Source organism: Streptomyces sp. NPDC055239 (genome assembly GCF_053606205.1).
In genome coordinates, this window is record NZ_JBSGRD010000002.1 from 154,784 (window position 1) to 168,801 (window position 14,018).

A 14,018-nucleotide genomic window follows, 5' to 3' on the forward strand; every position below is an offset into this window, starting at 1 on the left:
ACCGAGCGTAGAGACTTCGTACGCATTGCGGGAGTAGGCGTTCGAACGCCCTCCCCCGCGCTCCGGCGCACAATCGGACGTAGCCCGCCGGTCGGACGTATTCCTCCAGGTCAGACGCATCCCGCCGGGTCAGACGTACTCCGTCGGGATGACCGCCTCGCCCTTGGACAGCTGCGTCGCCGACAGCGGAAGCCGCTCCCGCGCCGCCGCGTGCCGGTCGCGCACGGTGTCGAGCGGCTCGCGCGCGACCACCTCACCGCCCTTGACCAGCTCGACGAGGAGCTGGTGGTCGGCGAGCTCCGCCGGCACCGCGCCCGTGCCGATCACCTCGGCCTCGGCGACCCCGTGCTCGTCGGGCCGCCGGGCGGCCCACTTGCGGCCGCCCACGGACGATTTGGCGCCGAGCGACTTCTTGGCCACCGGCTCCAGCGGGGCCTTCGGGTCCGCCGAGTGGGCGCGGGCCACCAGCTTGTAGACCATCGAGCAGGTCGGGTGCCCGGACCCGGTGACGAGCTGCGTGCCCACGCCGTACGCGTCCACGGGCGCCGCGGCGAGCGAGGCGATGGCGTACTCGTCGAGGTCGGAGGTCACGACGATCTTCGTCTTCGTGGCGCCGAGCTCGTCAAGCTGCTGACGCACCCGGTGCGCGACCAGGAGCAGGTCACCGGAGTCGATGCGCACGGCGCCGAGCTCGGGCCCGGCGACCTCGACGGCGGTGCGGACGGCAGCGGTCACGTCGTACGTGTCGACGAGCAGGGTCGTGCCGGGGCCGAGCGAGTCGACCTGGGCCTGGAAGGCGTCGCGTTCGTTGTCGTGCAGGAGGGTGAAGGCGTGGGCCGACGTGCCGACGGTGGGGATGTCGTAGCGGAAGCCCGCCGCGAGGTCGGACGTGGTGGTGAAGCCGCCGACGTACGCGGCGCGCGACGCGGCGACGGCAGCCAGCTCGTGCGTGCGCCGGGCGCCCATCTCGATCAGCGGGCGCTCACCGGCGGCCGATGCCATCCGGGAAGCGGCGGCCGCGATCGCCGAGTCGTGGTTGAGGATGGAGAGGATCACCGTCTCCAGGAGCACGCACTCCGCGAAGGAACCCTCGACGCGCAGGACGGGCGAGCCGGGGAAGTAGACCTCGCCCTCCGGGTAACCCCAGATGTCGCCGCTGAAGCGGTACGCCGCGAGCCACTCCAGGGTCGCCTCGTCCACGACATTGCGCTCGCGCAGGAATCCGATGACGTCGGCGTCGAAGCGGAAGTTCTCGACGGCGTCGAGGACCCGGCCGGTTCCGGCCACCACTCCATAGCGGCGCCCCTCGGGCAGTCTGCGCGTGAAGGCCTCGAAGACGGAGCGCCGATCGGCGGTGCCGGCCTTCAGGGCGGCCTGCAGCATCGTGAGCTCGTAGTGATCCGTGAAGAGCGCGGTCGACGGAACATCCACCGGCAGCCCAAGGTCCGCTGTGTTCATACGAAGGATGCTACCCCGCATCTCGTCACTCTGACGATTTCCTGGGCCCATTTGTGCGAGTGCCCCCTGAGGGTGGCAGCATGGGCCAGGTGAGTACGGCTCCCGCAGAGATCACCCGCCCTGATTCGGCCGAAGAGACCTTCGCCGTTCCTGAGCCGGACGTCCCATGGATCACGCTCGTCCACAACGACCCGGTCAACTTGATGAGTTACGTGGCCTATGTGTTCCAGTCCTACTTCGGGTACTCGAAGGAGAAGGCCACGAAGCTGATGATGGACGTGCACCAGAAGGGCCGGGCCGTCGTCTCCACCGGCTCCCGCGAGGAGATGGAGCGCGACGTACAGGCCATGCACGGGTACGGCCTCTGGGCCACCCTCCAGCAGGACCGGAAGTAGCGACGTATCTGATGCCAGGACAATTCGAAGCCATTCCCGGGGGCGGCGCGGCCGTCGCGCTCGACGAGGTCGAGATCTCGATCATCCGGTCCCTCGCCGTGCAGCTCCTGGAGCTGATCGGCCCAGGACCGGCCGAGGACGCCTCCGACGACCCCCTCGCGGAGCTGTTCGCGGAGGGCCCGAGCGAGCCGCCCACCGACCCGGTCCTCCAGCGGCTCCTGCCGGACGCGTACGGCGGCCCCGGCAGCGAGAAGGCCGATGAGGACGAACTGCGCGCGTACTCGTCCGAGTTCAGGCGCTTCACCGAGAACGACCTGCGGGCCAAGAAGCGCGACGACGCCCTGGTGGTGATCCGCTCCCTCGACGCCATGACGTCGAAGGGTGAGGGCGGCGCCGTACTGAAGCTGTCCACCGACGAGTCGCAGCACTGGCTCGGCGCGCTCAACGACCTGCGCCTGGCGATCGGCGCCCGCCTCGAAGTGACCGACGAGGACGACACGGACCTGCTTTTCCAGCTCCCGGACTCCGACCCGCGCAAGCCGATGGTGATGGCCTACCTCTGGCTCGGCGGCCTCCAGGAGACGCTGGTGGGCACGCTCATCGGTTAGCTCATCGGTTAGCTCATCGGTGAGCTCATCGGTGAGAAGTCACACCGTGGCTTCCGCAAAGTCGGTGTATGGGGCAGCTGTTACCTCACGTTCGCTCATCGGACGCTCAAATCCGGATAACGATCGCGTCACTCCGCTGGCCACCTTTGGCGCGGCGGGGGAATTTTGTCCGCTTCTTCTCGTGACGTGAGCCACACGCGGCCCGGCCGATCACTGTTGCGACCGTGATAAATCTTCACGACCACTCGGTGACGCCACCCATGTCACGGGGTGGCGCTCGGGCCGGCAGACCGCCGGTAGCACTCCATCCATATCCGGGGGGATCAGGACCTGACCCGTGGCCATACGCAGTCTGCGGGCACGGATCAGCGTGGAGAAAGGCGTCACCATGACCTCAGCGCAGGTCGAAGAGCATCACGACGGCAATGAGGCCGACGGCACGGGCGGTGCGCCCGGCTCGTCAGGCGAGGGTTATCAGCGCGGGCTAGGGGCCCGGCAGATCCAGATGATCGCGATCGGCGGTGCCATCGGCACCGGCCTGTTCCTCGGTGCGGGCAAGGCCATTCACAAGGCCGGACCGAGCCTCATCCTGGCGTACGCCATCGCGGGCCTCGTCATCTTCTTCATCATGCGGGCCCTGGGCGAGCTGCTCATGTACCGCGCCGTGTCGGGCTCCTTCTCGGAGTACGCGCGTGAATTCATCGGCCCGTTCTTCGGGTACGTGACCGGCTGGACGTACTGGCTCTTCTGGGTCGTCACCGGCATCACGGAAGTGACGGCGGCCGCCCAGTACATGCAGTACTGGACACACGACTCCATTCCACAATGGGGATACGCGCTGATCTTCACGGTCATCCTCTACGGCGCCAACCTGATCTCCGTGAAGCTCTTCGGTGAGCTCGAGTTCTGGTTCTCGATGGTGAAGGTCACCGCCATCATCGGCATGATCCTGATCTGCGCCGGCATCCTCACCATCGGCTTCTCCGACGCCGGTGACACCGCCTCCGTGTCCCACCTGTGGGACCAGGGCGGCTTCTTCCCCAACGGCATCGGCTCCACGCTGATGACGCTGCAGATCGTGATGTTCGCCTTCCTCGCCGTCGAGCTCGTCGGCGTCACCGCGGGCGAGTCCAAGGACCCGAAGACCGTCCTGCCCAAGGCCATCAACACCGTGCCGTGGCGCATCGCCGTCTTCTACGTCGGCGCGCTCATCATGATCCTCTCGGTCGTCCCGTGGACGGAGTTCGTGCCGGGCGTCTCGCCGTTCGTCGCCGCCTTCGACAAGATGGGCCTCGGCGTCGGCGCGGCGATCGTCAACTTCGTCGTCCTGACGGCCGCGCTCTCCTCCTGCAACTCCGGCATGTACTCCACCGGCCGCATGCTGCGCGACCTGGCGATGAACGGCCAGGGCCCGAAGTTCTTCACCAAGCTCACGAAGAACGGCCTGCCGCTCGTCGGCACGACCTTCTCTGCCGCGCTGATGCTGGTCGGCGTCTGGATCAACTACCAGTGGCCGGGCGAGGCGTTCAACTACGTCGTCTCCTTCGCGACCATCTCCGGCATGTGGGCCTGGATCATGATCCTGGTCTGCCAGATCAAGTACCGGCGCAAGGCCGACCGCGGCGAGCTCCCGCAGTCCACCTTCCGGGCCCCCGGCGCCCCGTACACGAGCTGGTTCGCCCTCGCCTTCATCGGCATGGTGATCGTGATGATGGGAATCGACAAGGACGCGCGTATCTCGCTCTACGCGGCTCCCGTCTGGGCCCTGATCCTGGGCGTCGGCTACCTGATCATGCAGCGCAGGAACACGCAGGTGTCCGGCGGCGGCAAGGCTGAGCCGCAGGACGCGGTGAAGTAGCGCAAGCAGCGGAAGTAGCGCAAGACGCGCAGCAACCGCCTGATCCCAGCATGTGGGCCGGTCCGTACCACTCTTCGGTACGGGTCGGCCCTTCTGCTTATCCTGGCTGCCATGCTGACCCTCACCCAGGCCCTCCACGACCAGATCGTCGCGCACGCGCGCCAGGACCACCCCGACGAGGCCTGCGGTGTGGTCGCGGGCCCGGAGGGCACCGGCCGCCCCGAGCGCTTCATCCCGATGCTGAACGCGGCCCGCTCGCCCACGTTCTACGAGTTCGACTCGACCGACCTCCTCAAGCTCTACCGCGAGATGGACGACCGCGACGAGGAGCCGGTGATCGTCTACCACTCGCACACGGCGACCGAGGCGTACCCCTCGCGCACGGACATCTCGTACGCCAACGAGCCGGGCGCCCACTACGTCCTGGTCTCCACGGCCGACGCCGACGACGCGGGCGAGTTCCAGTTCCGCTCCTTCCGGATCGTCGAGGGCGAGGTCACCGAAGAAGAGGTGAAGGTCGTCCAGGCATACTGAGCTCACCTTTGAGGCGGCAGGACCCAGGAAGCCGGTGCGAATCCGGCACGGTCCCGCCACTGTGACCCCACCCTTCGCGGGCGGGGCAGTCAGGAACTGACCTGCCGCCTTCTTCTCCCACGACGCAGGGGACGCGGAATCCCCTGGAGGAGGCAGCTCAGCCATGTCCCGCCCCATACGTGTGCTCATAGCCGCGGCCCTGCTGGTACCGCTCGCCGCGTGTTCGTCCTCCGACGGCAGCTCGGACTCGAAGCCGGAGTCCAAGGCTCCGGGCTTCCCGTACACGGTCACGAACTGCGGCGTGAAGACGACGTACGAAGCACCCCCGAAGCGCGCCGTGACGATGAACCAGCACGCGACGGAAGTGATGCTGGAACTGGGCCTCAAGGACCACCTTGCCGGTACGGCGTACCTCGACGACAAGGTCCTGCCGAAGTACGCGAAGGAGTACGCGGACACCCCGGTCCTGGCCAAGGAGTACCCCTCGTACGAGAAGCTCCTGGCCGCGAACCCCGACTTCGTCTACGGCGGCTACGCGAGCGCCTTCCTGGCGGGCGAGGGCCGCAGCCGCGGGGCCCTGGCGAAGTCCGGCATCGAGAGCCGCCTGAACGTCGAGGGCTGCGCGAAGCGGCCGGTGTCGATGGAGGACGTCTACAAGGAGGTCCGCGAGGTCGGCAGCACGTTCGGTGTGCGGCAGCGGGCGGACAAGTGGGTGGCCGCGGCCAAGCGCGAACTGTCCAAGACGGAAGCAGAGTCGAAGTCGAAGAAGCCCGTCCCGGTCTTCGTCTACGACAGCGGTGACAAGACGGCGTTCACGGCGGGCGGCCGGGGCATCGGCAACGACATCATCGAGCGGGCGGGCGGCCGCAACGTCTTCGCCGACCTGGACAAGTCCTTCGGCGACGCGTCCTGGGAGTCGGTGGTCGACCGCAACCCTGAGACGATCGTGATCCTCGACTACGGCGGCACGACGGTCGCCCAGAAGAAGAAGCGCCTCCTGGACGACCCGGTCCTGGCCGATGTCCCCGCCATCAAGCACAAGAGCTTCGCGGTACTGCCCCTCTCGGACGCGGTGGTGGGGGTGCGGGCACCGGGCGCGGTGAGCAAGCTGGCGGACCAGCTGTGAGGCGGCTTTTCGTACGTCAGCCCGTCCGGCGTTCGAGGACGAACTCGGCGAAGCCGGTGACAGACGGCAACCGGTCAAGGGCGGGGGAGGGGCTCCGGTACGGCACGGTCGTCGCAGGGCTGCTGATGGCCCTCGCGGCAGCGATCCTCGCCGGGCTCGCCCTGGGCTCCGTCCGGATCCCCCCGTCAGAGGTCCTGACGATCCTCACCGGAGGGGCGGACCCCTCCCCGTTCCGCACCATCGTCCTGGACGTAAGACTCCCCAGGGTCCTGCTCGGCGCAGCCGTAGGCGCGGGGCTCGCAGTCATCGGCACAGTCCTCCAGGCCCTGGTGAGAAACCCCCTGGCCGACCCCTTCCTCCTCGGGGTCTCCTCAGGCGCCTCCGCAGGAGCCGTCGCCGTCATCGTCCTGGGCAGCGCTTTCGGCATAGGCGCGGGCCTGGCCACCACGGTCACCATCCCGGCCGCGGCCTTCGCGGGCGCCCTGCTCTCCCTGCTCGTCGTCTACACCTTGGCGAGATCGGGAGGGGGCGGCTTCGCCACGGGCCGCCTGATCCTGGCGGGCGTGGCCGTCTCGTACGTCCTCTCCGCCCTGACCAGCCTGATCCTGATCATGGCCGACAGCGCGGACCACCTGAAGGAAGTCCTGTACTGGACGCTCGGCGGCCTCGGCAGCGCCCGTTGGGACATGCTCGCCCTGCCCGGCGCCGCCCTGCTCGCGGGCACGGCGCTGCTCGTGGCCCTGGCCCGCCCCCTCGACCTGCTCCTGGTCGGCGAGGAGGGCGCCACCGTCCTGGGCCTGGACACGGCCCGCTTCCGCGCCGCGGTCTTCGTCCTCGCCTCGCTCCTGACCGGCGTACTCGTCGCCTACAGCGGAGCCATCGGCTTCGTCGGCCTGATGGTGCCGCACGCGGCCCGGATGCTGGTCGGCGCCGCGCACCGGGCGCTCCTGCCGGTGGTGGCCCTGATGGGCGGGGTCTTCCTGGTGGCCGCCGATCTCGCCGCGCGCACGGTCGCGGCGCCGCAGGACATCCCGGTGGGCGTCCTGACGGCGCTGACGGGCGGCCCGTTCTTCCTGTGGATGCTGCGAAGGAACCGTACGGAGGCAACCGCATGAACCACCCGGCGATCCTGGCCACCGAGTCCCTCACCTACCGCGTGGCCGACAAGAACCTCGTGAACGACGTCACCCTGCACGCCGCCCGAGGCGAGACCGTCGGCCTCGTGGGCCCCAACGGCAGCGGCAAGACCACCCTCCTGCGCTGTGTCTACGGCACCTTCGCCCCCACCACCGGCCGCGTACTCCTGGACGGCGACGACCTCGCGGCCCGCTCGGCCAAGGACCGCGCCCGCCGTATCGCCACCGTCCCGCAGGACGGCCACACCGGCTTCGAGCTCACCGTCCGGCAGATCGTCGCCATGGGCCGCTCCCCGCACAAACGCTTCTGGGAGGCGGACACCGCGCGGGACGCCGTCCTGGTCGGCGACGCCCTGGACCGCGTCGGCGCGGCGGACCTCGCGCACCGCTCCTTCGCCGGGCTCTCCGGCGGCGAGCGCCAGCGCGCCCTCGTGGCGAGGGCCCTGGTGCAGGAGCCCGCGGTCCTCGTGCTCGACGAGCCCACCAACCACCTGGACATCCGCTACCAACTGGAGATCCTCTCCCTGGTCCGCGACCTCGGCACGACGAATCTCCTGGCCCTGCACGACCTCAATCTGGCGGCGTACTACTGCGATCGTCTGTACGTTCTCGACGCCGGACGCCTGGTCGCCTCAGGACCGCCGAAAGAGGTCCTGACCAGCGAACTCCTCGCCGAGGTGTACGGAGTGACGGCGGAGGTGGCGGTGCATCCGGCCACGGGTGCCCCGACGGTCACCTACCTGCCCTCAGCTGCCCCGAAGGTCCCCTCATCCAGGTGATGGACGCAATCCGTCCACCATTCGAGATCACATTCCAGAACCCGGACCGGGAATCGATACGATGACCGCATGGTTCCCCACGACGTGAGCGACAAGATGCCGGGCATGCTGCTCGTTGCGCGTCTGCACGTCGATTTGTGCAGGCTTTCCAGTGCGATCTGTTCGCGCTGACAGCCGCCGCCGTACGGCCGTGAGCCGCGGCGCCACCCCCGCGTAACGCTCTACGCACCCGCACTTACGCACTCGCAGGAACGGGCCGCCGCGCGCCCACCCACGTGACTTCTCCCGACAGGAGCCCCCAGCCATGGCCATCGAGGTCCGCATCCCGACCATCCTCCGCACCTACACCGACGGCGCCAAGGCCGTCGAGGGCAGCGGGGACACCCTCGCCGATCTCTTCACCGACCTCGACTCGCGGCACGCGGGCATCGCCGAGCGCATCGTGGACGACGGCAAGCTGCGCCGCTTCGTGAACGTGTACCTGAACGACGAGGACGTCCGCTTCCTGGACGGCATCACCACCAAGCTCACGGACGGCGACAACGTCACGATCCTCCCGGCCGTGGCCGGCGGCATGGTCTGATCGCGGATGCCTCGCTACGACTCCCCGCTGGCGGCCGTGGGCAACACGCCGCTCGTCCGCCTGCCGCGCCTTTCCCCGTCCGACGACGTCCGCATCTGGGCGAAGCTGGAGGACCGGAACCCGACCGGTTCCATCAAGGACCGCCCGGCACTGCACATGGTCGAACAGGCGGAGAAGGACGGGCGGTTGACGCCCGGCTGCACGATCCTGGAGCCGACGTCCGGCAACACGGGCATCTCGCTCGCGATGGCGGCCAAGCTCAAGGGCTACCGCATCGTCTGCGTCATGCCGGAGAACACCTCGCAGGAGCGGCGTGAGCTCCTCGCGATGTGGGGCGCGGAGATCATCCCGTCCCCGGCGGCCGGCGGCTCCAACACGGCGGTACGCGTCGCCAAGGAGCTGGCGGCCGAGCACCCGGACTGGGTGATGCTCTACCAGTACGGGAACCCGGACAACGCGGGCGCGCACTACGCGACGACAGGACCGGAGATCCTCGCCGACCTCCCCTCCGTCACCCACTTCGTGGCGGGCCTCGGCACGACGGGCACGCTCATGGGCGTGGGCCGCTTCCTGCGCGAGCAGAAGCCGGACATCAGAATCGTCGCGGCGGAGCCCCGCTACGACGACCTCGTCTACGGCCTGCGGAACCTCGACGAGGGCTTCGTACCGGAGCTGTACGACGCGTCGGTCCTGACGACCCGCTTCTCCGTCGGCTCGGCGGACGCGGTGACGCGGACCCGTGAGCTTCTCCAGCAGGAGGGGATCTTCGCCGGGGTCTCCACCGGCGCCGCGCTGCACGCGGCGATCGGCGTGGGCAAGAAGGCGGTGGCCGCGGGGGAGTCCGCCGACATCGTCTTCGTGGTCGCCGACGGCGGCTGGAAGTACCTGTCGACCGGTGTCTACACGGCGGCGACGACGGAAGCGGCGATCGAGACGCTTCAGGGTCAGCTGTGGGCTTAGGCGCCCGGCAGTACCGGATGATCACCGGCTCCGCCGAGTTCGTCCTCAAACGCCGGACGGGCTGGACGTCTCCAGCCCGTCCGGCGTTTTTTGCTGCTCACCGCGCCAAGTGCCGCACCTGATCCCACAACGCCGGATCCACGATCCCCGCCCGCCTGCGGAACTCCCACACCGGCACGTCCCGCAGCTCGTCGGTCTCCAGAAAGCTGGGCCGCCCCCGCGCGTCCCCCACCGATCCTGGCGGCAGCGGAATCACCCCGGGGCGCTCGTCGTGGTACTTGCTGGTGATCTTCGCGACGACCGCGCTCTCTCCCCGCACGGACAGGACGAGACAGGGCCGGTCCTTGTCACCCGGACCGTCCTCGTACGGCACCCGCGCCCACCAGATCTCCGAGGGTTTCGGCGTCGGCAACTGCCGTCGCGGGCCGCGCGGCCGGCTCGGGGGTCGACCCGGCGGCCGGGTGGTCCGCCCACGCGGTCCGCGGCTGCCGCGGCCCCAGCCGTCGACCACCGTGGCGACCACAGCGAGCACCACCACAGCGGCCAGCGCGAGCCACCATGACGTATCCATACCGCAGACCGTACCGGCGCGCTCCCCGCCCCGCGCGCCCCCCGAACCGGTGACAGAGCAGGTGAGTTCTCCCACAACGGCCCACGGCGGAGGAGCTACCGGCACTTTTGCGCCTTACGCTCGACGGACCGCAGCACTCCTCGAAGAGCCGCTCGCAGGCCCCTTCGAGAGCCCCCGCAAGGCCCCCGCACAACCCCCGTTTCGCCCCCGGAGGTTTCCGCTCCATGAAGCTCACCGTCGTCGGCTGCTCGGGGTCGTTTCCGTCCGCGGACTCGGCCTGTTCGAGCTACCTCGTCGAGGCCGACGGCTTCCGGCTGCTTCTCGACATGGGCAATGGTGCCCTGGGCGAGTTGCAGCGCCATGTCGGTCTGTACGACCTGGACGCGATTTTCCTCAGCCATCTGCACGCCGATCACTGCATCGATATGTGCGCCTATTTCGTGGCGCGCTACTACCGGCACGAAGGCGGACGCTGCGCCCCCATCCCGGTCTACGGACCCGAGGGCACGGAACAGCGACTGACCACCGCGTACGCCGACACCCCCTCGGCCTCCTCGATGAGCGAGGTCTTCGACTTCCACACCGTCAAGCCGGCCTCGTTCGACATCGGCCCCTTCTCGGTCCGCACGGAGAAGGTGTGCCACCCCGTAGAGGCGTACGGCATCCGTATCGAGCACGGGGAGAAGTCCCTCACGTACTCGGGAGACACGGGTGTGTGCGGCGCGCTCGACGAACTGGCCGCCGACACCGACCTGTTCCTCTGCGAGGCGGCCTTCACGCACGGCAAGGAGAACATTCCTGACCTGCACCTCAACGGCCGTGAGGCAGGCGAGTCCGCCCAGCGCGCGAGGGCCGCACGCCTCCTTCTGACCCACATCCCGCCGTGGACGGACCCCCAGGTGAACCTGGCGGACGCCCGCACGGCGTACGAAGGCCCGGCCGAACTGGCAACGGTCGGCCGGAGCTACGAGATCTAGCGTCGCCTGAAGACGGGAGAGCCCCGCACCGTTGAGATCAACGGTGCGGGGCTCTCCCGATTCGTGCGGCGAAACCTACTTCGCCTCGGCCTTCTGGAGCTCGGCGAGCTCCTCGTCGGACTCGCGGCCCGGCGTCGGGAGGTTCCACTTGGTGATCGCGAAGCGGAAGATCGCGTAGTAGACCGCCGCGAAGCAGAGGCCCACGAGGACGAGCATCCAGGGCTTGGTCGCGATGCCCAGGTTGAGGAAGAAGTCGATCGCACCGGCCGAGAAGCCGAAGCCGTCCTTCATGCCGAGTGCCCAGGTCAGCGCCATGGAGACACCGGTGAGCACCGCGTGGATCGCGTACAGGACCGGCGCGATGAACATGAACGTGAACTCGATCGGCTCGGTCACGCCGGTGACGAACGCGGTGAGCGCGAGGGAGAACATCATGCCGCCGACGACCTTGCGGCGCTCGGGGCGTGCGCAGTGGACGATCGCGAGGCAGGCGGCCGGGAGGGCGAACATCATGATCGGGAAGAAGCCGGTCATGAACTGTCCCGCGGACGGGTCGCCCTGGAGGAAGCGGGCGATGTCGCCGCTCTTGCCCTCGTACGAACCGGCCTGGAACCACGGGAAGGAGTTCAGGAGGTGGTGCATGCCGACCGGGATCAGCGCACGGTTGACGACACCGAAGATGCCCGCGCCGACCGCGCCCGAACCGACGAGCCACTCACCGAAGTTGTGCAGACCCGTGCCGAGGACCGGCCAGATGTAGCCGAAGATGATGCCGATGAACAGACCCGCGAAGGCGGAGAGGATGGGGACCAGACGGCGGCCACCGAAGAAGCCCGCCCAGTCGGGCAGCTTCGTACGGTAGAACTTCTGGTACAGCAGGGCCACGACTATGCCCATGACCACACCGCCGAGGACCTTGGCGTCCACGGGCGCGTCCACCATGACGACCTTGCCGTCGACGGCGGTGGCGACCTTCGGCAGGTTCTTGTCCGTGAAGGTGCCGAGCACCTTCTGGAAGACCAGGTAGCCGGTGACGGCGGCGAGAGCGGTCGAGCCGTCCGACTTCTTGGCGAAGCCGATCGCGATGCCGACGGCGAACAGCAGCGCCATGTTGTCGATGATCGCGCTGCCACCTGCCGCCATGAATGTGGCGATCTTGGTGACGAACTCGGGGAAGGACTCGCGGCCCAGCATGTCGGTCTGGCCGAGGCGGATGAGCAGGGCGCCTGCGGGCAGCACGGCGACCGGCAGCATGAGGCTGCGGCCGATGCGCTGCATGACAGCCATCGCGCCGGCGCCCTTCTTCTTCTCTGCCGCGGGAGCGGAACTGGCCGTGGACACAACTTCCTCCAGTGGGCAAGGCGCCGCCTGGGGACAGGGAAGTGGGTGACGGCGGCGTCTCCGGGGACCGCGGCGGACGGCCGCGTGGTCTACACCAATAAGTGGTGTAGACCTGTTGTAGCACGGTGAAGGTGACGTAAGGAACCCACGAGTTTTGTGGGGTCCGCCATAACGCGAAATAGACAAGGAAAGACCCCCGGACCGAAGGTCCGAGGGTCTTCCGCATGCGGCCGCGCGCCGGGGCGTCCGCTCCGTGCCTGCTGGAGCTAAGCCTTCGTCTGCTCCGCGTCCTGCGCTTCCGTTTCCTCCTCGGGTTCTCGCCCGGGGGTATGCAGGTCGAACTTGCGGATCACGAAGCTGAACAGCACGTAGTACACGACGGCGAAGGCCAACCCGATCGGAATGATCAGCCAGGGTTTGGTCGCGAGGCTCCAGTTGATGACGTAGTCGATGAGCCCCGCCGAGAAGCTGAAGCCGTCCTTGACCCCCAGGGCCCACGTCACCGCCATGGAGACACCGGTGAGGACCGCGTGGATCCCGTACAGGAGTGGCGCGATGAAGAGGAACGAGTACTCGATCGGTTCGGTGATACCGGTGACGAACGACGTCAGACCGACCGAGAGCATCATGCCGCCGACCACCTTGCGGCGCTCCGGGCGGGCCGCGTGGGTGATCGCGAGGGCCGCCGCGGGGAGCGCGAACATCATGATCGGGAAGAAGCCCGAAGTGAACTGACCGGCCGTCGGGTCGCCCGCCAGGAAGCGGTTGATGTCACCGTGGACGATCGTGCCGTCCGCCTTGGTGAAGTCGCCGAACTGGAACCAGACGAACGTGTTCAGGAACTGGTGCAGGCCGATCGTGAGCAGCGCGCGGTTGGCCACGCCGAAGATCCCGGAGCCCAGCCACCCGAGGTCCACGAGCCACTTGGAGAAGCTGGTCAGACCGTCACCGATGGGCGGCCAGATCCACACGCAGACACCGGCGAAGACCAGGCCGACGAAGGCCATGATGATCGGCACCAGACGGCGGCCGTTGAAGAAGCCGAGCCAGTCGACCAGCTTCACGCGGTGGTAGCGCTGCCAGAACCACGCGGAGAGCAGGCCCATCACGATGCCGCCGAAGACGCCAGGGTTCTGGTACGCGGCCTGCGCGACCGTCCCGTCCTCCGCCACGCAGACGCCGCTCCACATCCCGGCGCCGCTGAACGTGGTGTCGGCGGGGCAATTGTCGGGGAAGGCGCGCAGTACGGCGTAGTAGACGAGGAAGCCCGCGACCGCCGCGAGAGCCGTGGAGCCGTCCGACTTCTTGGCCATGCCGATCGCGACACCGATGCAGAACAGCAGGGGCAGGCCGAGCGTGGAGTCCAGGAGCGAACCGCCCGCCGCGGCGAAGACCTTGGCGACGTTGTCCCAGCCGAGACCGTCGGTGCCGAAGACGTCCGGCTGGCCGAGGCGGTTGAGGATGCCCGCGGCAGGCAGGACGGCGATGGGGAGCTGGAGGCTGCGGCCCATCTTCTGGAGGCCCTGGAAGAGGCCGTTCCACCACTTCTTCTGCGGCTTCCTGTGCGGCACCGCTGCTGCGTCGGTACTCATCGGCGTCCCCTCCGGAACAAGCCAGGTTTGGCGGTCGTTGAAAACTGGTGTAGACCAGTTGCGGAACGAGTACGGTGCCGTCCCGGCAGGAATGGCATGA

General features: G+C 68.4%; 15 protein-coding genes and 1 riboswitch. Of the genes, 11 read left to right on the forward strand and 4 right to left on the reverse strand.

What is annotated here, in order from left to right; translation table 11 throughout:
- Window positions 1-129: 129 nt before the first annotated feature.
- Entirely contained in the window at window positions 130-1,458 is a 1,329-nt protein-coding gene (locus ACWFRJ_RS06895; RefSeq protein WP_453525185.1) for a nicotinate phosphoribosyltransferase, read from the reverse strand.
- 80 nt (window positions 1,459-1,538) lie between these two features.
- Between ACWFRJ_RS06895 and clpS the strand changes: the two genes are divergently transcribed.
- The 10 genes from clpS (at window position 1,539) to ACWFRJ_RS06945 (ending at window position 9,437) form a co-directional block, all read left to right on the forward strand.
- Entirely contained in the window at window positions 1,539-1,853 is a 315-nt protein-coding gene (gene clpS, locus ACWFRJ_RS06900) for an ATP-dependent Clp protease adapter ClpS (RefSeq protein WP_453525186.1), read from the forward strand.
- Between the two features lie 11 nt (window positions 1,854-1,864).
- Window positions 1,865-2,461: a DUF2017 domain-containing protein gene (locus ACWFRJ_RS06905; RefSeq protein ID WP_383282802.1), complete on the forward strand. Its 597-nt coding sequence runs from the start codon at window positions 1,865-1,867 to the stop codon at window positions 2,459-2,461.
- A gap of 388 nt (window positions 2,462-2,849) precedes the next feature.
- Window positions 2,850-4,319, forward strand: coding sequence for an amino acid permease (locus ACWFRJ_RS06910; protein ID WP_453525187.1), 1,470 nt, complete (start codon window positions 2,850-2,852; stop codon window positions 4,317-4,319).
- Window positions 4,320-4,430: 111 nt separating this feature from the next.
- The gene (locus ACWFRJ_RS06915; protein WP_453525188.1) at window positions 4,431-4,853 is read left to right on the forward strand and encodes a Mov34/MPN/PAD-1 family protein; all 423 of its coding nucleotides are present in this window, start codon (window positions 4,431-4,433) and stop codon (window positions 4,851-4,853) included.
- Between the two features lies 1 nt (window position 4,854).
- A riboswitch (cobalamin riboswitch) is annotated at window positions 4,855-4,972 on the forward strand.
- A gap of 44 nt (window positions 4,973-5,016) precedes the next feature.
- A complete protein-coding gene (locus tag ACWFRJ_RS06920; RefSeq protein WP_453525189.1) occupies window positions 5,017-5,979 on the forward strand; it encodes an ABC transporter substrate-binding protein in 963 nt (320 codons plus the stop codon).
- 125 nt (window positions 5,980-6,104) lie between these two features.
- Window positions 6,105-7,094, forward strand: a complete 990-nt coding sequence (locus ACWFRJ_RS06925; protein ID WP_453527080.1) for a FecCD family ABC transporter permease — start codon at window positions 6,105-6,107, stop codon at window positions 7,092-7,094.
- Window positions 7,091-7,894 (forward strand): ABC transporter ATP-binding protein, encoded by an 804-nt coding sequence (locus ACWFRJ_RS06930; protein WP_453525190.1) that lies wholly within the window; start codon window positions 7,091-7,093, stop codon window positions 7,892-7,894. Before ACWFRJ_RS06925 ends, ACWFRJ_RS06930 begins: the two co-directional genes overlap by 4 nt.
- Window positions 7,895-7,963: 69 nt before the next feature.
- A complete protein-coding gene (locus ACWFRJ_RS06935; protein ID WP_336605789.1) occupies window positions 7,964-8,065 on the forward strand; it encodes a putative leader peptide in 102 nt (33 codons plus the stop codon).
- Window positions 8,066-8,198: 133 nt separating this feature from the next.
- Entirely contained in the window at window positions 8,199-8,477 is a 279-nt protein-coding gene (locus ACWFRJ_RS06940; RefSeq protein WP_453525191.1) for a MoaD/ThiS family protein, read from the forward strand.
- Window positions 8,478-8,483: 6 nt separating this feature from the next.
- Entirely contained in the window at window positions 8,484-9,437 is a 954-nt protein-coding gene (locus tag ACWFRJ_RS06945; RefSeq protein WP_453525192.1) for a PLP-dependent cysteine synthase family protein, read from the forward strand.
- A 97-nt stretch (window positions 9,438-9,534) separates the two neighbouring features.
- On the opposite strand, the gene ACWFRJ_RS06950 is transcribed toward ACWFRJ_RS06945, so the two are convergent.
- Window positions 9,535-10,008, reverse strand: a complete 474-nt coding sequence (locus ACWFRJ_RS06950; protein ID WP_453525193.1) for a type II toxin-antitoxin system PemK/MazF family toxin — start codon at window positions 10,006-10,008, stop codon at window positions 9,535-9,537.
- 224 nt (window positions 10,009-10,232) lie between these two features.
- Here ACWFRJ_RS06950 and ACWFRJ_RS06955 point away from each other — a divergent pair, with 224 nt between their 5' ends.
- On the forward strand, window positions 10,233-10,985 hold the full coding sequence (locus tag ACWFRJ_RS06955; RefSeq protein ID WP_453525194.1) for an MBL fold metallo-hydrolase: 753 nt from the start codon (window positions 10,233-10,235) through the stop codon (window positions 10,983-10,985).
- A 75-nt stretch (window positions 10,986-11,060) separates the two neighbouring features.
- Here ACWFRJ_RS06955 and ACWFRJ_RS06960 read toward each other — a convergent pair whose 3' ends face one another.
- Both ACWFRJ_RS06960 and ACWFRJ_RS06965 read right to left on the reverse strand, forming a co-directional pair.
- Entirely contained in the window at window positions 11,061-12,326 is a 1,266-nt protein-coding gene (locus ACWFRJ_RS06960; protein WP_383270203.1) for a PTS transporter subunit EIIC, read from the reverse strand.
- A gap of 266 nt (window positions 12,327-12,592) precedes the next feature.
- Window positions 12,593-13,918, reverse strand: coding sequence for a PTS transporter subunit EIIC (locus ACWFRJ_RS06965; RefSeq protein ID WP_453525195.1), 1,326 nt, complete (start codon window positions 13,916-13,918; stop codon window positions 12,593-12,595).
- Window positions 13,919-14,018: the final 100 nt, after the last annotated feature.